The 21,991-nt window shown below is 57.4% G+C and carries 16 protein-coding genes and 4 tRNA genes; 8 read left to right on the forward strand and 12 right to left on the reverse strand.

Translation table 11 applies throughout. From position 1 onward, the window contains the following. Nucleotides 1-4: 4 nt before the first annotated feature. A complete protein-coding gene (locus tag N7D90_RS05885; protein ID WP_261741292.1) occupies nt 5-3,475 on the reverse strand; it encodes a PAS domain-containing hybrid sensor histidine kinase/response regulator in 3,471 nt (1,156 codons plus the stop codon). 240 nt (nt 3,476-3,715) lie between these two features. On the opposite strand from N7D90_RS05885, the gene N7D90_RS05890 reads away from it, so the two are divergent. Both N7D90_RS05890 and N7D90_RS05895 read left to right on the forward strand, forming a co-directional pair. Next, complete coding sequence (locus N7D90_RS05890; protein WP_261741293.1) at nt 3,716-4,867, forward strand: TDT family transporter; 1,152 nt, start codon at nt 3,716-3,718, stop codon at nt 4,865-4,867. 135 nt (nt 4,868-5,002) lie between these two features. Beyond that, entirely contained in the window at nt 5,003-6,877 is a 1,875-nt protein-coding gene (locus tag N7D90_RS05895) for an MFS transporter (protein WP_261742389.1), read from the forward strand. Between the two features lie 97 nt (nt 6,878-6,974). On the opposite strand, the gene sugE is transcribed toward N7D90_RS05895, so the two are convergent. From sugE to rdgC, 3 genes are all read right to left on the reverse strand, one after another. Beyond that, on the reverse strand, nt 6,975-7,289 hold the full coding sequence (gene sugE / locus N7D90_RS05900; protein WP_261741294.1) for a quaternary ammonium compound efflux SMR transporter SugE: 315 nt from the start codon (nt 7,287-7,289) through the stop codon (nt 6,975-6,977). A 118-nt stretch (nt 7,290-7,407) separates the two neighbouring features. Continuing rightward, nucleotides 7,408-8,373, reverse strand: a complete 966-nt coding sequence (locus tag N7D90_RS05905; protein WP_261741295.1) for a bile acid:sodium symporter family protein — start codon at nt 8,371-8,373, stop codon at nt 7,408-7,410. A gap of 159 nt (nt 8,374-8,532) precedes the next feature. After that, nucleotides 8,533-9,453, reverse strand: coding sequence for a recombination-associated protein RdgC (gene rdgC, locus N7D90_RS05910; RefSeq protein WP_261741296.1), 921 nt, complete (start codon nt 9,451-9,453; stop codon nt 8,533-8,535). Nucleotides 9,454-9,613: 160 nt separating this feature from the next. Between rdgC and N7D90_RS05915 the strand changes: the two genes are divergently transcribed. The 4 genes from N7D90_RS05915 to N7D90_RS05930 all read left to right on the forward strand — a co-directional run bounded on the left by N7D90_RS05915 (nt 9,614) and on the right by N7D90_RS05930 (nt 10,175). Beyond that, nucleotides 9,614-9,689, forward strand: a tRNA-Val gene (locus N7D90_RS05915). 19 nt (nt 9,690-9,708) lie between these two features. Beyond that, a tRNA-Asp gene (locus tag N7D90_RS05920) sits at nt 9,709-9,785 on the forward strand. A gap of 218 nt (nt 9,786-10,003) precedes the next feature. Next, nucleotides 10,004-10,079 (forward strand) — tRNA-Val (locus N7D90_RS05925). Between the two features lie 19 nt (nt 10,080-10,098). Beyond that, a tRNA-Asp gene (locus N7D90_RS05930) sits at nt 10,099-10,175 on the forward strand. A gap of 220 nt (nt 10,176-10,395) precedes the next feature. Here N7D90_RS05930 and N7D90_RS05935 read toward each other — a convergent pair. From N7D90_RS05935 to N7D90_RS05970, 8 genes are all read right to left on the reverse strand, one after another. Beyond that, nucleotides 10,396-12,834 (reverse strand): TonB-dependent siderophore receptor, encoded by a 2,439-nt coding sequence (locus tag N7D90_RS05935; protein WP_261741297.1) that lies wholly within the window; start codon nt 12,832-12,834, stop codon nt 10,396-10,398. Nucleotides 12,835-12,910: 76 nt separating this feature from the next. Next, the gene (locus tag N7D90_RS05940) at nt 12,911-13,897 is read right to left on the reverse strand and encodes a FecR family protein (RefSeq protein WP_261741298.1); all 987 of its coding nucleotides are present in this window, start codon (nt 13,895-13,897) and stop codon (nt 12,911-12,913) included. 7 nt (nt 13,898-13,904) lie between these two features. Beyond that, on the reverse strand, nt 13,905-14,423 hold the full coding sequence (locus N7D90_RS05945) for a sigma-70 family RNA polymerase sigma factor (RefSeq protein WP_261741299.1): 519 nt from the start codon (nt 14,421-14,423) through the stop codon (nt 13,905-13,907). 267 nt (nt 14,424-14,690) lie between these two features. Beyond that, nucleotides 14,691-15,425 carry a phosphoadenylyl-sulfate reductase gene (locus N7D90_RS05950; protein WP_095030642.1) on the reverse strand — a complete coding sequence of 245 codons (735 nt, stop codon included), beginning with the start codon at nt 15,423-15,425 and terminating at the stop codon, nt 14,691-14,693. 68 nt (nt 15,426-15,493) lie between these two features. After that, nucleotides 15,494-16,837 (reverse strand): aminodeoxychorismate synthase component I, encoded by a 1,344-nt coding sequence (gene pabB, locus N7D90_RS05955; protein WP_261741300.1) that lies wholly within the window; start codon nt 16,835-16,837, stop codon nt 15,494-15,496. 153 nt (nt 16,838-16,990) lie between these two features. After that, complete coding sequence (locus N7D90_RS05960) at nt 16,991-17,974, reverse strand: alpha-L-glutamate ligase-like protein (protein ID WP_261741301.1); 984 nt, start codon at nt 17,972-17,974, stop codon at nt 16,991-16,993. Further along, the gene (locus tag N7D90_RS05965; RefSeq protein WP_261741302.1) at nt 17,974-19,506 is read right to left on the reverse strand and encodes an inactive transglutaminase family protein; all 1,533 of its coding nucleotides are present in this window, start codon (nt 19,504-19,506) and stop codon (nt 17,974-17,976) included. The genes N7D90_RS05960 and N7D90_RS05965 overlap by 1 nt, the downstream gene beginning before the upstream one ends. 5 nt (nt 19,507-19,511) lie before the next feature. Then, nucleotides 19,512-20,048 carry an ATP-dependent zinc protease gene (locus N7D90_RS05970; RefSeq protein WP_261741303.1) on the reverse strand — a complete coding sequence of 179 codons (537 nt, stop codon included), beginning with the start codon at nt 20,046-20,048 and terminating at the stop codon, nt 19,512-19,514. Nucleotides 20,049-20,328: 280 nt separating this feature from the next. Between N7D90_RS05970 and N7D90_RS05975 the strand changes: the two genes are divergently transcribed. After that, nucleotides 20,329-21,048: a GntR family transcriptional regulator gene (locus tag N7D90_RS05975; protein WP_261741304.1), complete on the forward strand. Its 720-nt coding sequence runs from the start codon at nt 20,329-20,331 to the stop codon at nt 21,046-21,048. Next, a complete protein-coding gene (gene prpB, locus N7D90_RS05980) occupies nt 21,045-21,932 on the forward strand; it encodes a methylisocitrate lyase (RefSeq protein WP_261741305.1) in 888 nt (295 codons plus the stop codon). The genes N7D90_RS05975 and prpB overlap by 4 nt, the downstream gene beginning before the upstream one ends. Nucleotides 21,933-21,991 lie beyond the last annotated feature (59 nt).

A 21,991-nucleotide genomic window follows, 5' to 3' on the forward strand; every position in this document is an offset into this window, starting at 1 on the left:
CAATTCAGAGCGGCACATGCCTGCTCAGCAGCGCTCGTAGAACCGCAGGCTTGACCGGCTTGGGCAGATACTCCAGCCCGGCCGCGTGCACCTCGGCAATCATTTCCGGTCGGCCATCGGCGCTGATCACCACGCCAGGCACCGGTTCGCCCAGCTGTGTACGCAACCAACCCATCAATTCGGTCCCGACTTCGCCGTCATCCAGGTGGTAGTCAACCAGTACCAGTTGCGGGCGCACGCCTTCATTGAGCAATACCCCGCACTCCTCACGGTTGCGGGCGGTCCATACACGGCAGCCCCAGCGTGTCAGCAGGCTCTGCATGCCGATCAGGATGCTGTCTTCGTTATCGACACACAGCACCTGAGCGCCAGTCAGGGGTTGACCGTTCTGTTCGGCAACGACTGGTTGCGGTGCGGCCTGGCTCTTGGCCATCGGCACGCTGACGCTGAACACGCTGCCAAAACCGGGCCATGAACGCACCCGCAGGGTATGTCCGAGTACGTGACACAAGCCGTCGGCAATCGCCAGGCCCAGGCCCAGGCCTTTTTCGGCACGGGTCTGGTGGCTATCGAGACGTTTGAACTCTTCGAAAATGACCTGCAGTTTGTCTTCCGGAATGCCTGGGCCGCGGTCCCAGACCTCAAGGCACAATTCGCCGCCGCGTCGACGTACACCCAGCAAAACCGGGCCCTTGGCGTAGCGAAAGGCATTGGTCAGGAAGTTCTGCAAGATTCGGCGCAGTAATTTGATATCACTGTTAACCCGCACACGGCTACCGCGAACCCTGAAGTTCAGTCCCTGTTCCTGTGCTTGTGCGGTGAATTCATTGCCCAAGGTGTCGAACAGATCGTTAATGGCGAAAGGTTTGATGTCGGGAGTTATCTTGCCGTTTTCCAGGCGTGAAATATCCAGCAGGTCGCTGATCAGGTCTTCAGCGGAGCGCAAGGAACTGTCCAGATGCCGCACCAGTTTCTGGGCTTCCGCACTCAAGCCTTCTTCCTGGTGGGAGAGGGCGGCCGAGAACAGTCGTGCCGCGTTCATCGGCTGCATCAGGTCGTGACTGACCGCGGCCAAAAAACGGGTTTTCGACTGGCTGGCTGTTTCAGCCACACCTTTGGCTTCGGTCAATGCCTGGTTCAGCTGCGACAGTTCGAACGTACGCTCGGCGACTCTTTGCTCCAGCCCTTCGTTGGCTTCCGTCAGGGCCTGTTCGGCCTCACGGAACGCAGTAATGTCGGTGAAACTCATGACGAAACCACCGCCCGGCATGGGATTGCCAATCAGCTCGATCACGCGACCATTGGGGAACAGGCGTTCGGAGGTGTGCGCCCGGCCCTGGCGCATCCAGTGCAGTCGGCGGGCCACATGCACTTCGGCTTCGCCGGGGCCGCACAGGCCGCGTTCTGCATTGTGACGAATGATGTCGGCAATCGGGCGTCCTACGCTGATCAGCCCGTCGGGATAGTTGAACAGTTCCAGATAGCGGCGATTCCAGGCCACCAGTTTGAGTGACTGGTCGACCACGCTAATCCCTTGGGTGATGTTTTCAATCGCGCCCTGAAGTAATGCGCGGTTGAACTGCAATACTTCCGAGGCTTCATCCGCAATGCGTACTACGTCCTCTAATTGCATTTCCCGGCCTTCAATGGCCGCTTTTACCACTGCCCGGGTAGAAGAAGCACCGAGTACCCCGGCCAGTAGCCGTTCAGTGTGAGCAATCCACTCGCCATTGGCGTTCTGATTAGGGTTAAAGCCTTTGCCCTGGCGGTAGGCGAAGCGAATAAAGCTCTGGTGAGCGCGTTCTTCACCGACAAAACGTGCCGCGAGGGCCAGCAGATCGTTGACTTGTACCGAGAGCATGGAACGACCGCTGGGGTGGCTGCTCAGTTCCTGGCCGATGAAGCGCCCGGCCTGCCAATGCTCCGACACGCGGGTGCGCGACAGCACCGAGACCCAGGCAAACAGGGTGAAGTTACCAGTTAGCGACAGCACCACGCCTTGAGTCAGTGGGGTGATCGACAGCCCCAGTGGATTGCTGTGCAGCCACGCCAACCCCGGGAAGTGGCTCAGGTGCCAACCAAAGCTGTGAGCGATGATCGGCAGTACCAGGGTGTAAAACCAGATAAAGGTGCCTGTCGCCAGCCCGGCAAACACCCCGCGGCGGTTGGCCTGCTTCCAGTACAGGGCGCCGAGCATGGCCGGGGCCAGTTGAGTGACGGCAGCGAAGGCGATCTGGCCGATGGTGGCGAGGCTGGCGGTGGAGCCCAGCAGGCGGTAGCTGACATAGGCCAGAAGCAGAATCACCACAATCGATACGCGACGTACCGAGAGCATCCAGTGGCGAAACACTTCAAACGGGCGCTCGGCGTTTTTGTGCCGCAGCAGCCACGGCAGCAGCATGTCGTTGGAAACCATGGTCGACAACGCAACACTGGCCACGATCACCATGCCGGTGGCCGCCGACGCGCCGCCAATAAACGCCAGTAGTGCCAATGCCGGGTGAGCTTGCGCCAGCGGCAGGCTGATCACAAACGAGTCGGGCAATACCGAGCTGGGCAGCAGCATTTGCCCGGCCAGTGCAATCGGCACCACGAACATTCCCGCCAGGATCAGGTAGGCCGGGAACACCCATTTGGCCAGTTGCAGGTCTTGCGGCTCGATGTTTTCAACCACCGTGACGTGGAACTGACGGGGCAGGCAGATAATGGCCATCATCGCGACGCCGGTCTGGACCACCATCGAAGGCCAATTGACGGTCTCTTTCCAATACTCTTCAAGTCGCGGTGCGAGCATGGCCTGACTGAACAGATCGTCGAACCCGTCGTACAGGCCATAGGTCACAAATGCGCCGACAGCGAGAAAGGCGAACAGTTTGACCAAGGATTCAAAGGCAATCGCCAGTACCATACCCCGGTGGTGCTCGGTGGCATCGAGGTTGCGTGTACCAAACAGGATGGTAAACAGCGCCAGGATCAACGTCACAATCAGTGCCGTGTCCTCGACCCGGGAACCGGTGGCGTCTGCGCCTGCCCCGATCAGCAGGTTAACCCCGAGCACAATGCCCTTGAGCTGCAGGGCAATATAAGGCAACACGCCAACCAGGCAGATCAGCGCCACCACAATGGCCAGTGACTGCGATTTACCGTAGCGGGCGGCGATAAAGTCGGCAATCGAAGTGATGTTTTCCTGCTTGCTGATCATCACCATCTTTTGCAGCACCCACGGCGCGCATACCAGTAGCAGTACCGGCCCCAGGTAAATCGGCAAAAACGCCCATAATTGTTCGGCAGCCTGACCGACGGCGCCGAAGAACGTCCAGCTGGTGCAGTACACCGCCAGGGACAGGCTGTACACCCACGCGCGAACCCGCGGCGGCAGCGGTTTGCTGCGCCGGTCACCATAAAAGGCAATGGCGAACATGATGGCCATATAGGCCAGGGCGACGGCGGCGATCAGCCCGCTGGACAACGACATGGACACTCCTGAAGGTATAAGGCGGCTGCAAGCCCGCAGCAGCAGGCTAGTCTCGCATGATGTTCGGGGCGCGTCAGTGTCGACCATGGTCGATGCGTGGCCAGGTGTCGCAGGATTTGAAGTGGTGCGCAATGATCATATATAGGCGTAATAGATAACAGTTAGAGATATTACCCGTTATATAGATATTCGATTTGGTTCTACTCTAAGCCCACCTCAAATGAGGATCAGGAGTAACCCATGACTTGCCCAAACAAAACCCAAGCCGGATTTCGGCCATTCAGCCATTTGCAGCACCCGCGTGAAGTGATTCGCCAGTTCACCCCGAACTGGTTTGCCGCGACCATGGGCACGGGGGTTTTGGCGTTGGCGCTGGCTCAATTACCGGTGCATATCCCCGGCTTGCATACCTTTGCCGAGGGGTTGTGGCTGTTTAATATCGGTTTGTTCATTCTGTTCAGCGTGTTGTATGGCGCACGCTGGGTCCTGTATTTCCATGAGGCACGGCGGATTTTCGGGCACTCCACGGTGTCGATGTTCTTTGGCACCATCCCCATGGGCCTGGCGACCATCATTAATGGTTTTCTGGTATTCGGTGTGCCGCGTTGGGGGGGCGACATGGTGCAGGTGGCCGAGGTGCTGTGGTGGATTGATGTGGCCATGGCGTTGGGCTGCGGGGTGCTTATTCCCTATCTGATGTTCACGCGTCAGGATCACAGTATCGATCAGATGACTGCAGTCTGGCTGTTGCCGGTGGTAGCAGCAGAAGTCGCGGCGGCCAGTGGCGGGCTATTGGCGCCCTACCTGAGCGATACCGTCGCGCAGTTCCATGTGTTGATTACCAGCTACGTGATGTGGGCGTTTTCGGTGCCGGTGGCGTTCAGTATCCTGACCATTTTAATCCTGCGCATGGCGCTGCATAAATTGCCCCACGAGAGCATGGCCGCGTCCAGCTGGCTGGCGCTTGGACCTATCGGCACCGGTGCCTTGGGCCTGCTGTTGCTGGGGGCCGATGCTCCGGCGATCTTCGCTGCCAATGGCCTGGCGCGGATCGGTGAAATTGCCGAAGGTCTGGGGCTGATCTCCGGGATCATTTTGTGGGGGGTTGGCCTGTGGTGGATTGTGATGGCGGTGTTAATCACGGTTCGCTACTTCCGCGCAGGCATTCCATTCAATCTCGGCTGGTGGGGCTTTACCTTTCCGCTGGGGGTGTACTCATTGGCCACCTTGCGTCTGGGCAGCATGCTGCACCTGAGCTTCTTTGATGTGGCCGGTTGTGTGCTGGTGGCGGCGCTGGTGCTGATGTGGCTGCTGGTTGGCACCCGTACCGTGCAAGGCGCTTATCGCGGTGAGCTGTTTGTATCGCCGTGTATTGCAGGTTTGAAGAAGTAAGACGTGTGCTCGGGGTCTGTGTGAAATCGGCTAATAGGCCGTGATCGCACACAGAACCCGAGCAAGGTTGTGTCCTGAGTGTTACAACGGCCCTCCAAAGAGAAAGCCCATCAGCGCAACGTGAGTACATGGATGATGAGTCACCCCTCGCAATTCAGTTTGCTAAGCAAGCGCCGCTTCCTTCCTTTCTTCGTGACCCAGTCCCTGGGTGCTCTCAATGACAACCTGTTCAAACAGTCGCTGATTCTGGCCATCCTTTTTAAGTTGAACATCGAGGGTGACCGTGGGATTTGGGTCAACCTCTGTGCGCTGCTGTTTATTGTGCCGTTCTTTTTGTTCTCGGCGCTGGCGGGGCAGTTTGGTGAAAAATACCCCAAGGACCGCCTGATTCGTCTGATCAAGCTCGGCGAAATCGCAATCATGATCGTCGCAGCCATAGGGTTTGCCTTTGATCACCTGGCGTTGATGCTGGTTGCGCTGTTTGCCATGGGTACTCATTCCGCCCTGTTCGGGCCGGTGAAGTACTCGATCCTGCCGCAAACTTTGCATCAGGACGAACTGGTCGGGGGCAATGGTCTTGTAGAAATGGGCACCTTTCTCTCGATTCTGGCGGGCACCATTGGTGCGGGAATCATGCTCTCGTCCGGCAATTACACAGTAATTGTCTCGGTAGTGATCATCTCAGTGGCAGTACTGGGTTATCTGGCCAGCCGCGCCATTCCCGGCGCACCGGCTGACACGCCGCAGCTGCGGCTGAACTGGAATATTTTCAGCGAGTCCTGGGCAACTTTACGTATGGGGTTGAATCAGACGCCTGCCGTGTCGCGCTCTGTGGTGGGCAACTCGTGGTTCTGGTTTGTCGGTGCGATTTATCTGACGCAGATCCCGGCGTACGCCAAAGAGTGGTTGTATGGCGACGAAACCGTGGTGACGCTGATTCTCACCGTGTTCTCGGTGGGTATCGCGCTGGGCTCACTGCTGTGCGAGAAACTCTCGGGGCGCAAGGTCGAGATTGGCCTGGTGCCATTTGGCTCGTTTGGCCTGACCGTATTTGGCCTGCTGCTGTGGTGGCATTCGGGGTCGATGCCGCAAAACATCCAGCCCAACGACTGGCTGAGCGTGTTGGGATTCAGTCAGGCCTGGTGGGTGTTGTTCGATATTCTCGGGCTTGGCGTATTTGGCGGCTTCTATATTGTGCCGCTGTACGCACTGATTCAGTCGCGCACAGCGCCAAGCGAGCGGGCGCGGGTCATTGCAGCCAACAACATTCTTAATGCGCTGTTTATGGTGGTGTCGGCGCTTATCACCATCCTGCTGCTAAGTGTGGCCAAGCTGACGATTCCCGAGTTGTTTCTCGTGGTGTCGTTGATGAATATCGCGGTCAACACTTACATCTTCAAAATCGTCCCTGAGTTCAGCATGCGTTTTATGATCTGGCTGCTCAGTCATTCCATGTACCGCGTGCAGCACAAGAACCTGGAACTGATCCCGGATGAAGGCGCGGCGTTATTGGTGTGTAACCACGTATCGTTTGTTGACGCGCTATTGATAGGCGGCGCGGTGCGTCGTCCGATTCGTTTTGTGATGTATTACAAAATCTACAACCTGCCGGTGCTCAATTTTATCTTCCGCACGGCGGGTACTATTCCGATTGCCGGGCGCGGCGAAGACGAGGTGATCTACGAACGGGCGTTCGACCAGATTGCCAAGTATCTGAACGATGGTGAGTTGGTGTGCATCTTCCCTGAAGGCAAGCTCACCACGGATGGGCAGATCGATGAGTTCAAGGCGGGTGTGACGCGCATTCTGGAGCGCACGCCGGTGCCGGTGATTCCGATGGCATTGCAAGGGTTGTGGGGCAGCTTCTTTAGTCGTGACCCGAACAAGGGCTTTTTTCATCGACTATGGTCGCGGGTAACGCTGGTTGCGGGTGTGCCGATAGCGGCCGGGGATGCTACGCAAAAGGTATTGCGTGAGCGGGTGATGGCGTTGCGCGGCTCTAATCGGTAAATAAAACGCAATGTGGGAGCGAGCCAGCTCGCGATGGGATCAGTTGTTAACTACGTCGATCCAATCGCGAGCAGGCTCGCTCCCACAGTTGTTGGTGTTATGCGCTGATTTTAAGGCCAACCAAGCCGGCAATGATCAGTGCAACGCTGGCCAGTCGGAACAGCGCCATCGATTCACCAAACAGGATGATCCCGGCGATTACCGTACCCACCGCGCCGACACCAGTCCAGATTGCGTAGGCAGTGCCCAGCGGCAGATCTTTCATGGCCAGACCCAGTAAGCCCAGGCTAATAACCATCGCGCCGATGGTCAGAGTTGTTGGCAGCGGACGGGTGAAGCCTTCGGTGTATTTCAGGCCGACGGCCCAGCCAACTTCAAACAGGCCAGCGAAAAACAGGATGATCCAGGGCATAAATATATCCATCAATTGATGGGGTCGTCCCCGAATAATCGCTCAACTGAGTCACGAGGTCGTCCTCGTGATGCGCAGTATAGTGCACATTATTCGTTAAAAGGGCAACCCTGTGTGTTCACTCTAGTTCGGATTTTGCTGCCGCCATGCGATCTTCTTTCTCGCTCATACGGCGGAAATACGTCGACAGCAGCGCCCCCGAGATGTTGTGCCACACGCTGAACAGCGCACTGGGTACGGCTGCCAGAGGCGAGAAGTGTGCGCTGGCCAATGCCGCGCCCAGCCCTGAATTCTGCATGCCGACTTCCAGTGCCAAGGATTTGCGTTGGGCCAGCGGCAGCTTGAACAGGCGACCTGTAAAGTAGCCGAGCAAATAGCCGAAGCTGTTGTGCAACATCACCACGGCCATGATCAGCAAGCCGGACTTGGCAATTTGTGCCTGGCTGGCCGCGACCACTGCGGCGACGATGATCACGATGCTGACCACCGATACCAACGGCAGCACGTCGACGGCAAAGCGCACGCGTGCACCAAGCAGGCGCTGGGCCAGTACGCCGAGCACAATCGGCAGCAGCACTACTTGCAGGATCGACCAGAACAGCTCCATGAACGAAACCGGCAGCCAGGCTGAAGCCAGCAGCCAGATCAGCGCCGGGGTCAACAAGGGGGCGAGGAGGGTGGTCACGGCGGCAATCGCCACAGACAGCGCAAGGTCGCCCCGTGCCAGCCAGGTCATGACATTGGATGAGGTGCCGCTTGGGCAGCAGCCGACCAGAATCACGCCAACGGCGATTTCGGGTGGCAGGTGGAATACTTGGCAGAGTAACCAGGCCACGCCGGGCATGATCACGAAATGAGCAACCACGCCCAATGCCACGCGCCAGGGATGGCGAGCGACTTCGGCGAAGTCTTCGAGTTTTAGGGTCAGTCCCATGCCGAACATCACCAAGCCCAGCAGCGGCACGATGAAGCCTTTAAGGCCGACGAACCAGCCGGGTTCAAGAAACGCCAGTACGGCGAAGATCAGCACCCAGTAAGCAAAGGTATTACCGACAAAGCGGCTTAAAGCAGCGAGTGCGCGCATGGTGTTCCTTTTTATGATTATGGTAAGTCCTGGCATGGAACCTGTAGCCGCTGCCGCAGGCTGCGCCGGGTTGCGCAGCATCCTCTGCTCTCTATATAGGAGGCGAAGGTCCTGCGGCCCTTGCCGCAGCCTGCGGCAGCGGCTACATGGATGGGGCTTTTAGATCCCCTGCGGAATCTCTTCGCCGCCCAGTGCCTCAAACAGCTGTGGCAAGAATTCGCCGAAGGTCAGCATCATCAGAGTAAAGCTGGCGTCCTGCTGGCCCAGGTCGTCGTCACCGCCGTCCTGTTCTGCCTGGTCTTGCAGCAAGTCTTCGAACTTCAGGCGTTTGACCACCAGTTTGTCGTCCAGAACGAACGACAGTTTGTCCTGCCAGGCCAACGACAGTTGAGTAACCACTTTGCCAGTGCTCAAGTGCAGCTGGATTTCGTCACTGGTCAGGTCCTGACGCTTGCAACGGATGATGCCGCCGTCTTCGTGGGTGTCGCGCAGCTCGCATTCGTCGAGAACGAAGAAGTTGTCTGCCGCTTTTTGGGTTTTGACCCACTCGGTCATGACGGCGCTTGGCGCGATTTTGACCGCGAGCGGGCGAACCGGCAGCGAGCCGATCACTTCACGCAGGGTGGAGAGCAAGTCTTCGGCACGTTTCGGGCTGGAAGCATTGACCAGAATCAAGCCCTGTTTAGGCGCGATGGCGGCAAAGGTCGCCGAGCGACGAATGAAGGCGCGTGGCAGGAAGGCCTGGATGATTTCATCCTTGAGCTGATCGCGCTCCTTCTTATAGACCTTGCGCATCTGTTCGGCTTCGATCTCTTCGACCTTTTCCTTTAATGCATCACGCACAACGCTGCTTGGCAGGATGCGTTCTTCTTTGCGGGCGGCGATCAGCAGGAAGTCCTGGCTGACGTGAACCAGCGGCGCGTCTTCGCCTTTGCCGAACGGGGCAACGAAACCGTAGGTGGCTACTTCCTGGCTTGAACACGGGCGTGCCAGTTTGGTGGCCAGTGCAGTTTCCAGCACCTGTGTATCAAAAGGCAGATCTTGGGTCAGGCGATAGATAAGCAGGTTTTTGAACCACATGGGGTGAATCACTCCTATATACAAAGACGCATTATTCGCTTGATCAGCTTAATAGGCCAACCCTGCGCTAAGCCTTTGTCACCGTTAGAAAAATTATTTTAAAAAGTGCTTGCCAGACTATAGGTCGCTACGTAGAATGCGCGCCACACCGAGAGTGAAAGGGTGATTAGCTCAGCTGGGAGAGCATCTGCCTTACAAGCAGAGGGTCGGCGGTTCGATCCCGTCATCACCCACCATTCGCTCACAGTGTTACGCGCAGCGGTAGTTCAGTCGGTTAGAATACCGGCCTGTCACGCCGGGGGTCGCGGGTTCGAGTCCCGTCCGCTGCGCCATTTTTTGTACCACAAGCCCCTTGAACGCTTGTGGTTAGGTTAAACCAGCTGAATGCAGGTTTTTCCTGAAAGGCTTCGATTTTGTAGTTCGCTACGAAATCAAAGATGCAGGGCGTTGGAAACGGTTGTTTTTAAGGGTTTTGAAAAAAACTTAAATAAAAACAACCACTTACACGAAAAGTGTGAGAGAATGCGCCCCGCAACGAGAGTGAAGTAAAGGGTGATTAGCTCAGCTGGGAGAGCATCTGCCTTACAAGCAGAGGGTCGGCGGTTCGATCCCGTCATCACCCACCACTTACTTTCAGTGTTACGCGCAGCGGTAGTTCAGTCGGTTAGAATACCGGCCTGTCACGCCGGGGGTCGCGGGTTCGAGTCCCGTCCGCTGCGCCATATTAGAGTCACAAGCCCCTTGAACGCTTGTGATACGCAAAGAAGCCTGCCTAGTGCAGGCTTTTTTGTGCGCGTGTGTTTTGTCGGTTATCCAAAAACCTGTAGATACTCTGTTTCAGATCAAGCCTCCTGTGGGAGCGAGCCTGCTCGCGAACTGAACTTCGCGAGCAGGCTCGCTCCCACTATTTAGGTATCTCAAGCTGCTGCTGCAGAGGTTTTCTTAGAAATCCCAGCGCGTGCTGACCATTACGTTGCGCGGATCACCGTAGTACGACGAGTTGTAGAAACCGATGTTGGTGTAATACGCCTTGTCGAACACATTGTTCAGGTTGACGGTGGCCGACAGGTTTTTCGAGATCTGATAACGCGCCATCAGATCAACCAGCCAGTACGGGTCCTGGGAGAACTTCTCCTCGGTGCCGCCTTTGTTCCAGTTGCTCAGCATCTGCCAGCCCGTGCCCTGCCAGCGAACGCCGCCGCCCAGGGTCAGTTTGTCGAGATCACCGGTCAGCTTGTAGCGGGTGTACAGGTTGATCTGGTCTTCAGGTTCCCAGGTCGAGACCTTTTTACCGCCCTGATCACGGCTGATCTTGTGTGTATAGCCCGCCTGCAATTGCCAGCCGGGCATCAGCTCGCCAGAAATTTCTGCTTCGTAACCTTTGGTCGTGGCCTTGATGCCTTTGTAGGCGTAGTCAATGTCCGGATTGGTCGGGTTGCCGTTGTAGGCTGTGTCTGCTTCAGGGCGGTTGTCTTGATGCACTTCGAAGTACGCCAGGCTTGAATTCAGACGTCCGTCAAAGAACTCGCCTTTTAGGCCCAGCTCATAGTTGGTGCCTTCATCGGGCTCAAGCATCTTGTTGTCGCGGTCGCGATAGTACGACTGCGGCAGGAAAATCTCGGTATAGCTGGTGTAGGCAGAAATATTGTCGTTGATGTCGTAGATCAGGGCGGCATAAGGCAGCACTTTGCCCGTGTCTTTGGCGTGGCTGGTGCCGGTCAGGGTGTAGTTGGCCACTCGGGTGCCGAGCATCAGCTTCAGGTCGTCGGTCAGGCTGAAGCGGCCGGTCACGTATGTACCGGTCTGACGAGTCGTCTCATCATTGTACGAAGTGACATTGCCCCAGTCGGGCTCAAGGCTGTCGCCTTTCCAGTTGTAGTAGTCATAGGCGTTGTTGACCATATTGGCGTTGGTGTAGTCCTTGCCGGTCCAGTGTGACTTGGAGACCGAACCGCCAATGACCAACTCATGCTCGCGCCCTAGCAGGCTGAACGGGCCGGTGGCAAACAGGTCACCGCTGTCGCTGACATATTCGCCGGTGTACTTGCGGGCCAGCATTTTTGCCAGGCCGGTGGTCGCATCCGGGTCGAGCAGCGCGCCGAGAGGGGCGTTATAGCCGTTGATCTGGTGGTTGTATTGGCCTTTGACTACCCAGCCATTGTCAAAGTTGTGTTCCAGGGTCGAGAACACCGTGCGGGTGTACTGCTTCCAACTGCTCCATTTCGCGCCGTTGTTAAACGAGCGTGGAGTGCTGATTCGGTCACCTTTGGAGTTGAACAGCGAAGCGCTGCCCGACCAGCTTGAGCCTGTAGGGTTATTGTCCTGATAGTCGGCGCCAAGGGTCAGCAGGGTGTCAGGAGTCAAGTCCACTTCAAGAATGCCGTAGTAGACCTCGCTGTCGCGCTTGTAGTGGTCCATGAACGAGTGCTTGTCCTGATAGGCCGCTACGGCCCGGCCCCGCACATTGCCGCTTTCGGTTAATGGCCCGCTGACATCGATCTCGGAACGGTAGTTGTCCCATGAACCTGCGCCCACATCGATATGGGCCTTGAATTCGCGAGTGGGTTTTTTACGCACCATATTGATCGTGCCACCCGGACCGCCCGCACCGGTGAGCAGGCCGGTTGCACCCTTGAGAATCTCGACCCGGTCATAGATCGCGGTGTCGGTCAGGGTGTGCCCGGCAGAATATTGTGGGTCTTGCAGGATCGGGATGCCGTCGTACTGAAAGTTCTTGATCGCAAAACCACGGGAATAATAGCTGGTGCGATCACTGTCGTAGGTGGCCACAGTGATGCCAGGGGTGTGACGCATCACGTCATCAATTGAGTTGAGGCCGAAATCGTCCATCGCCTGGCGCGTCACTACGGAAATCGACTGCGGTGTTTCTCTGGGCGTCAGCACCATGCGGGTTGCGGTTGCGATGGAGCCGGGGGTGTAGGAGCCGCTGCCTTCGGTAATAGTCCCGAGTTGGTTGGCGCTGACTTGTGTGGCGCCCAATTCCAGGGCACCGCCGACTGCGGGCAGGGCGTTGAGCATGTAGCCATTTGCACTTTTGACTGCGGTATAACCGCTACCGCGCAGCAATGCCTCGAATCCGCTCTGTTCGTTATAGGCGCCCTGCAAACCGGGTGTCGACTGGCCTTCCAGGTCGCTCGACTGAAAAATAATCGCCACACCGGCCTGTTGCGCAAAGCGATTAAGGGCGCTGCTCAACGGGCCTGCGGGAATGTCGTAGCGTTGCACAGACGCCGATTGCGCCTGAGCAGTCGAAGCGCATACCAGTCCAGTTGTCGAAGCAACAACCAAGTGAATGGCCAGGGCTAGCGGCGTGCAGGTACGAGGCCTGAAGCGTCCTCGAGATGTGTAGGAAGTCAGCATGAAAGGCGCAGTCCTTTATGAGTCGATGTATCTAACTTGACGGCTGACTCGAGAAAAGCGGAACGAATGGGAATTATTATTTTTTAGGCGGTTGCAGTTGGCTGATCACAATCAGCCACGGGGTATAGGTTTTGATCTGCAGGGGCAGGGTTTCGGCGATCAGTTGCAGCGCCCGGTCGGTATCGTCCAGGGGCAGTACGGCCGAGATGCGCAGGTCGGCCAGGGATTTGCGATCAAACTGCAGATGGCCGCGTCGATGACGGGAGATTTCATCGAGAACCTGGGGCAGGGGCTGATTTTCAACCACCAATTGATGGCGCTCCCAGGCTTGATTGATGCTGGCCGGGGAGATAGCCCCACCGAGTTCGACCGAGTCGCTGCGAATCAGGGCCTGTGAACCGGCTCCCACTTCCAGGGTTTGTTGCTCGTTTGCACTTTGCGCCGCGACCCGAGACTGCAACATGCTTAGCACCGTGGTATCGCCCTGGCGTTTGACCACGAAGCGGGTGCCCAGGGCGCGCATGCTGCCTTGGGCGGTCTGTACGAAAAAGGGGCGGGAATTGTCATGGGCGACGTCGACCAGTACTTCACCCTGGAGCAATTCGATACGCCGCTCCTGACCGTCAAAATGGACGTTGAGCGCGGTGGTGCCGCTCAGGGTAATGGTTGAATTGTCAGCCAGGCGCTGGGTCTTCCAGTCAGTGGGGCCGGTACTGATATCGGCCATCCACTGCTCTGGATAATGGCTTTTCATGACCAGCGTGATCGGCACTGCCAGGCAACCGGCAATCAACAGCGCGCGCAGGATCTGTTTGCGTTGGGTTGCTGGTTTTCGCCCGTTGAATGCTGCGTTCAGAGCCGCTTTGGCCGGGGCCGATTGCTCACGCAATGACTGCAGGCGGTTGATCACTTCCTGCATGCGCAGGGCCGCCGCTGCGTGCTGTGGGTTTTGTTGTTTCCAGCACTCGAATTGCGCGCGCAACGCATCGCTGAAGTCTTCTTCGTGCAGACGAAGAATCCATTCGGCGGCTTGTTCATCAATACTTTGGCGCTGCTCGGACATGGCTGGATCAGGTGTCCAGGCTATGGCTGCAATGCAGCAAGGCCTGGATCAAATACTTGCGCACCGTGCGGTCAGACAATTCCAGTTGTCGGGCAATCTCGCTTTGGGTCAGGCCGTCCAGGTAATACAGCACAAAAGCCTGGCGCGCTTTGTCCTGCATGCCCTCCAGAATAAATGCGATCTGTTCCAGAGCTTCCAGTGTCGTGAGAATCTGCTCGGGTGATTGAAAACCCTCGAGTGCTTCAGCGGTTAGGGCAAGCTCTTGCAGGTAGGCGTTTTCTATTTGTTTACGGCGCACCTGATCAATGATCAGTCGGCGTGCTGTAGTGCTCAGAAAGGCTCGGGGTTCACGCAGTGTCGCCACAGACTCGCGGGCATTGAGGATTCGGGTGAAGGTGTCCTGTGCCAGATCGGCGGCATTCTGAGCGCAACCGAGCTTTCTGCGCAGCCAGCCAAACAGCCAGCCATGATGCTCGCAGTACAGTTCTGTAATGGCGGCCTGGTAGGGCGGTTCACCCGAAGACATAGGACATTGCCTAAACGTTATTGAGAATAATTACCAATTCTTAACGAAAGTCGTGGGTAAACGCAAGTTGAGCGATGGGCAGGAACAAAGAACTCAGTAGCAGCTGCCGAAGGAACGAGGCTGCGTTCGGCGGCGCAGCCGTCGTAATACTTGGGTGCTGGTTCTAAATGACACACCGCAGAGCCTGATTTCACGACGGCTGCGCCGCCGAACGCAGCCTCGTTCCTTCGGCAGCTGCTACGAGGATCTGCGTGCCTACAGGGTTGTCTAGTTTTTCGCGATCAAGTTGCCGGCATGCAGCCCGCATTCTTTTTGCGTGGCTTCTTCCCACCACCAGCGGCCTTCGCGTTCGTGCTGGTTGGGCAGTACCGGGCGGGTGCATGGCTCGCAGCCGATGCTGATAAAGCCGCGCTCATGCAGGCTGTTGTAGGGCAGCTCCAGCATGCGGATATAGCCCCAGACCTCTTCGCTGGTCATCTGTGCCAACGGGTTGAATTTGTACAGCGTGCGCTCGGGTGTCGAGAACGCGCCGTCGATTTCCAGCGCGGCCACCTGGCTGCGGGTGCCAGGGCTCTGATCGCGGCGCTGGCCGGTGGCCCAGGCTTTGACTGTCGACAATTTGCGGCGCAGCGGCTCGATCTTGCGCACGCCACAGCATTCGCCGTGCCCATCCTTGTAGAAGCTGAACAGGCCCTTTTCCTTGACGAAGGGTTCAAGCTTGCTTTGATCAGGCGAGATCAGTTCGATCTGGATCTTGTAGTGCTCGCGCACTTGCTCGATAAACCGGTAGGTCTCGGGGTGCAGGCGGCCGGTGTCGAGGCTGAACACCTTGACGTTCTTGTTGAGCTTCCAGGCCATGTCCACCAGCACCACGTCTTCGGCGCCGCTGAAGGAGATCCAGAGTTCGTCGCCAAAGTGTTCAAAGGCGAGTTTGAGTATGTCTTGCGGGGACTTGCTGGCGTATGTCGCTGCGAGTTCGGCGACGTCAAACGGATGGCTCATCAGGCGGCTTCCTACAGTGAATGGCGCTTGGCGCTCTCTAGTGACGCGATCTTAGCAAAAAGCGCGGGCTACAGGGTTTGCAGCGTATCGAGCAGCACCTTCACCTTGGTGATCGATTCCTGGTACTCGTCCTGCCAGTCGGAGTCGGCCACAATGCCGCCGCCGCCCCAGCAACTGACCTGTCCGTCCTTGACCAGCAGGCTGCGGATGGCGATGGAGCTGTCCATTTCGCCACGCACGTCCAGGTACAGCAGCGAGCCGCAGTAAATACTGCGCCGGGTTGGCTCCAGCTCGTCGATGATCTGCATGGCGCGGATTTTCGGAGCGCCGGTGATCGAACCGCCGGGGAAGCTGTCGCCGATCAGATCCAGTGCGTCTTTGCCGTCGGCCAGCTCGCCGATAACGCTGCTCACCAAATGATGCACGTTTGGGTAGCTTTCGAGGTTGAACAGTTCAGGCACGCTCACCGAGCCGGTGCGGCAAGTGCGCCCCAGATCATTGCGCAGCAAGTCGACGATCATCAGGTTTTCCGCGCGGTCCTTGGGGCTGGCCAGCAGTTCGGCGGCGTTGGCCGCATCTTCGCTGCTGTCTTTGCCCCGTGGGCGAGTACCTTTGATCGGCCGGGTTTCGACTTGATTCTGGCTGACTCGCACAAAGCGCTCCGGTGACAGGCTGAGGATAGCGTTGTCGCCCGTCAGGCTCATAAAGCCTGAAAACGGTGTCGGGCAGGCTGCCCGCAAGGCGCAATAGGCAGTCCATGCATCGCCCTGGCACTGGGCGCTGAAACGCTGGGTGTAATTGACCTGATAACAGTCGCCCGCCTGGATATAACGATGGATCTGCTCAAGTGCCTGCTCGTACTGGCTGGCGCTGATATCCGGTTGCATGGGCTGCTTGAGCCTAAAAGGCGCATTGCACGCGTGTGAGGCGTGGCTGAACAACTGGATCAGGCGCTCACGCTCTTGTGTCTCGAGGCGTGGGTGAAATACAAGCTGGCTGGTAGCTGCATGATGGTCACTGATCAGCGCCCAGGCATGCAGGCCCAATTGCGCTTCGGGCAGTTGCAGGTCGTTGTTGGCCTGCGCTGGCAGGTGCTCAAGCAGGCGGCCGAAGTCGTAACTGAGATAGCCGATCAGGCCGCCAGCGAAAGGCAGTTCATACGGCGCGGGCAGTACGGCATGGCCCAGTTGCTTCAGGTTGTCGCGCAGGCGCTGTAGAAACCCCCGACCGGTTTCTCCGGCCTGAACCCGCAGTTCCTGAAGTGGCCATGCGCTCATCAGGTCATAACGGCCACGCTCGGCAGTGGGGCGGCCGCTGTCGAGCAGCACGGCACCGGGCGCATGACGAATCGCCGAAAAGTACGCGCCAGGGTTGGCGTGGTAAGGCAGGGGGTGTACGGAGCAGGTCAACATGCGAAGCAAATCAGCCATCGGAGCGGGGGGGCTGATTGTAGTCCTGTGCAGGACTGCAAATCTATGTGGATCGCAGCTAGAGAGCGCCACAAACCGTTGTAGCAGCTGCCGAAGGAACGAGGCTGCGTTCGGCAGCTGCTACGGTTTTCGCGATTATTCGGATTGGTGAATATGCCCGAACAACTCCTGGGCAAAGCGCACGCGCTCTTCAGGGGATTCCTTGATGCCTTTGGCCGCCAGTTCTTCGATGTGGGCTTCTACCGCATGGGTGCGCAGGGTCAGGCCGCAGTCGTTGGCAATCTGGATATTCAGCCCGGGGCGGGCGTTGAGCTCCAGAATCAGCGGGCCTTTATCCTGATCGAGCACCATGTCGACACCGATATAACCCAGGCCGCACAACTCATAACAACCGGCCGCCAGCTTCATGAAACCGTCCCAGTTGGGCAGTTGCACGCCGTCTACTGCGTTGGTGGTGTCCGGGTGTTTGCTGATGATGTTGTTCAGCCAGGTGCCACGCAGAGTCAGGCCGGTAGCCAGATCGACACCCACTCCGATTGCGCCTTGGTGCAGGTTGGCCTTGCCGCCCGACTGACGGGTCGGCAAGCGCAGCATGGCCATCACCGGGTAACCCATCAATACGATGATGCGGATATCCGGCACACCTTCGTAGCTGATGCTTTTGAAGATCTGGTCCGGTGTGACCCGGTATTCGATCAGCGCCCGATCACGGTGACCACCCAGGGAGTACAGGCCAGTCAGGATGCTGGAGATCTGATGTTCGATTTCTTCATGGCTGATGATCTTGCCCGAGACCGTGCGAAAACGGTCTTCGAAGCGATCCGCGATCACTAGAATGCCATCACCGCCAGCACCTTGTGCGGGCTTGATCACGAAGTCGCTGCGACCGCCGATGATTTCATCGAGCTTGTCGATTTCCTTCTCGGTGGAAATCACCCCATACATTTCCGGTACGTGAATACCGGCCTTGATGGCGCGTTCCTTGGTGATGATTTTGTCATCCACAATCGGGTAAAGGCTGCGTTTGTTGTACTTGAGTACGTAGTCTGCATTCCGCCGATTGATGCCCATGATGCCCCTGGCTTCGAGGGCCTTCCAGGTCTTCCAGAAGCCAAACATCAGGAGTCAGCCTTCAAGAACGCTTTGAAACGCACCAGCTCGGTCAGGCGGTAGCCGCGATAGCGACCCATTGCCAGCATAAAGCCGACCATGATCAGCAGGATCGCCGGGAAGGTAAACACGAAGTACACCAGTTCCGGGATGCTCATGACCAGGTACGCCAAAGTAGCTGCGAACAGTGTGCCGATCGCGACTTTCATGGCATGCCCGCCGCCACGCTCTTCCCAGGTGATCGACAGGCGCTCGATGGTCATGGTCAGAATCACCATCGGGAACAGTGCCACCGAGAGTCCGCGCTCCAGGCCCAGCTTGTGACTGAACAGGCTGATGGCTGCAATTAATATCACCACAAACGTCAACACGACTGACAGACGCGGCAGCATTTGCAGCTTCAAGTGCTCAAGGTAGGAACGCAGCGTCAGTCCGAGCGCGGTAATCACCGTAAACAGGATGATGCCGAAGCCCAGCTGGGTTTCGCGGAAGGCAAGGGCGATCAGTACTGGGGTAAAGGTACCCAGGGTCTGCAGGCCGATCAGGTTGCGCAGGATCAGGATCACCAGCACGCCAATCGGGATCATCACCATGATCATGAAGGTTTGCTGGGTCTGCAGTGGCAAGCCGTACAGCGAGTATTCAAGGAAGTTGGCGTCGGTATTTTCGTCCGTCAGCTTGGCCAAGCGAATGGCGTTCATTTCGCTGTTGTTCAGGCTGAACGTGACGTTGGGTTTTTTACCGCCATCGACCGTGACCATTGGCTCATCGCCGATCCACCACAACAGGCGGTCATTGGGCAGGCCTTGCTCGCCGGTCTCTGGGTTGAAGTAGAGCCAGTCATTGCCGTTAAAGCTGCGCAGCCACAACTCCGGATTTTGCGGCTGATCGGCCACCAGGCGGATGGTGTGGACTTTTTCCATGGGCACGTGGGCAATCGACAACAGCAGTTCAATAACCTGAGCCTTGTGTGCGGTCGATGGATCGCCCGCCAGCAGCAGCTTCACGTTGTCGTCGTTGGGGTTGCTGACGCGCTTGATGGTCTCGCTGATAAAGGTTTCGACATCGGCCGAGTGCTGGCGAATAGGTGCCAGCAAGGCTTCGGCGGCGATTTTTTCCGGGCCTTCGACGGCAATACTGTCACGGAAAACCGGGCCTTTGACCTTGGTCTTGTCGCCCGAATAGCGCTTGGTCAGCACCAGTCGGTAGTAGAGCGTCTGCTTGCCACTGACTCGGCGGGCCGACCAGGTGACTTTGCGGTTGCCATCAACCCGGTTGACGCTCACTCCGTAGTTATTGGAAATAAAGCTCTCGTTCAGACTGACGTAGTCGCGGTTCAGCGGCGGTACGAACATCTGGATCTTGACCGGGTCTTTGGAGCTGGCGACGAATTCGACTTTGGCGTCGATATTCCACAAGTCGTCCGTGGCGTCTTCGGTCACTGGAATGCCGAGGGCGAAAATCTGGTAGGCCGTAATCGATATGCCCAGCACCACAAGGATGGTGATCAAGATTTTCAGGTGAAGGGTAAGCGCGCGCATTTCAATTACTCTGCGGTTTGAGCGTTAGCGACGCAGGCAGGTTTGCCAGCAGCGTATTTAAGACTTGGGTCAACCAGCGCATCAAAGCGTTTTAGCGCTTCGGAGCCGATCAACAGCGGGTATTGGAACGCACTTCTATCGGTCAAGTTCACTTCGATGGTGCGCAAAGCCTTGCCCATGCAAATTTCCAGGGCAATAACCGGGCGTGAGGTGTAGTTCTTGTCCGCCTGCGGGTCGTAGTCACCCGAGCGGCGCTTGATCTTGCTGACGCGTGCCAGCGGCCGTTCGATAGGGTGCGAGTGGGCATCATCGATGGCCAGGTAGAAACGTACCCAGCTCTCGCCATCACGTTTGAAGCGCTTGATGTCACGGGCACTGAGTGAGGCGGTTTTGGCTCCGGTGTCGAGTTTGGCAGCCACTTGCAGATCTATGCCTGCCAGTTCGGCGTATTCATTGAGGCCATACACGGTTTTTTCGCCAGCCAGGCTCAAGCCCGGTACACACAGCAGGCAAGCGAGGATGTAGAAGGGGGCAAATTTCATAAATCGGTGCACGTCTCTTGCAATCTTCAGTTCAAGGCACTGGCAGTACAGAGCAAGTTTCCTCGTGCGGCTGCTCTATGGATGAGAGCAGGGCGGATGCGGTCGGCATTCTAACATGATGGTTTTATGACGCCAGCGCCGGGGTGCTTTGTACAGGGGGAAGTCCTGCGGGTCCGATCAAGGTCTTATTAGACGATTGTCGACAATATCTATTTATTCTTTGACTAGCCAGGTCGAAATGGCTAGTTTTGGCGCTATTGATTTGCAAGGTGTCGACAATATGCTGCAAGCACTAGAGCCAGCCATGATCCCTCAGGACGATTCGGAAACCCTTTCCGAGAATGTCTTTCGGCGTATTCAGGCGGCTATTGTCAAAGGCGAAATCGCCCCCGGCAGCAAAATCTCCGAACCTGAACTGGCGCGTACCTACGGCATCAGCCGAGGGCCTTTGCGCGAAGCCATTCACCGCCTTGAAGGCCAGCGCTTGCTGGTGCGGGTGCCCCATGTCGGTGCTCGGGTCGTGTCGCTGAGCCACGCAGAGCTGATTGAACTCTACGAAATTCGCGAATCCCTTGAAGGCATGGCCTGTCGCTTGGCCGCTGAACGCATGAGCGATGAAGACATCGCCGAGTTGCGCCAGGTACTTGAAACCCATGAGCGCGACGAGGCGTTTCAGGCCGGTGTCGGCTACTACCAGCAGGAAGGCGACTTCGATTTTCATTACAAGATTATTCAGGGCAGCGGCAACCGCACCCTGACGCAAATGCTCTGCGGCGAGTTGTATCAATTGGTGCGCATGTACCGCATCCAGTTCTCTACTACGCCCAATCGCCCGCATCAGGCGTTTGCCGAGCATCACCGTATTCTCGATGCCATTGCCGATCGCGACGGCGAATTGGCCGAGTTGTTGATGCGCCGACATATCGGCGCCTCGAAACGCAATATTGCGCGTCACTATCAAGACGCCCAGCAGACAGCCACTCCACGAGGTGAGTCATGAGCAATAAGAACAGTCCAGGCCAGCGTTTCCGTGATGCAGTCGCCAGTGAACATCCTTTGCAGGTGGTGGGCGCGATCAACGCCAATCACGCGTTGCTGGCCCAGCGTGCCGGTTTCAAGGCGATCTACCTGTCGGGTGGTGGCGTCGCGGCAGGGTCTTTGGGCGTGCCGGACCTGGGTATTACTGGCCTGGACGATGTACTGACTGATGTACGGCGCATTACCGATGTATGTGATCTGCCGCTGCTGGTAGACGTGGATACCGGCTTTGGCTCCTCGTTCTTCAACGTGTCGCGTACCGTCAAATCGATGATCAAGTTTGGCGCTGCAGCGATTCATATCGAAGATCAGGTGGGTGCCAAGCGTTGCGGCCATCGCCCGAACAAGGAAATCGTCTCGCTGCAAGAGATGGTCGACCGTATTAAAGCTGCGGTCGATGCGCGCACCGATGACAGCTTCGTGATCATGGCACGTACCGATGCGCTGGCGGTGGAAGGCCTGGAGTCTGCGCTGGAACGTGCAGCAGCCTGCGTTGAAGCGGGCGCGGACATGGTCTTCCCGGAAGCCATTACCGAACTCGAGATGTACAAGCTGTTCGCCAACCGGGTGAAGGCACCGATCCTGGCCAATATCACCGAGTTCGGTGCCACGCCGCTGTACACCACTGAACAACTGGCTGGCGCTGACGTATCGCTGGTGCTGTACCCGCTGTCGGCATTCCGTGCGATGAACAAGGCGGCCGAAAATGTGTACTCCGCCATCCGCCGCGACGGCACCCAGCAAAACGTGATCGACACCATGCAAACCCGCATGGAGCTGTATGACGCGATCAACTACCACTCGTTTGAGCAGAAGCTCGATGCGGTGTTTGCCGCGAAGAAGTAACAGAACACGGTGATCCTGTGGGAGCGAGCCTGCTCGCGAAGTTAACGCTGGTATTGACG

The sequence above is a fragment of the Pseudomonas fragi genome (genome assembly GCF_025426255.1).
Lineage (GTDB): Bacteria > Pseudomonadota > Gammaproteobacteria > Pseudomonadales > Pseudomonadaceae > Aquipseudomonas > Aquipseudomonas kulmbachensis.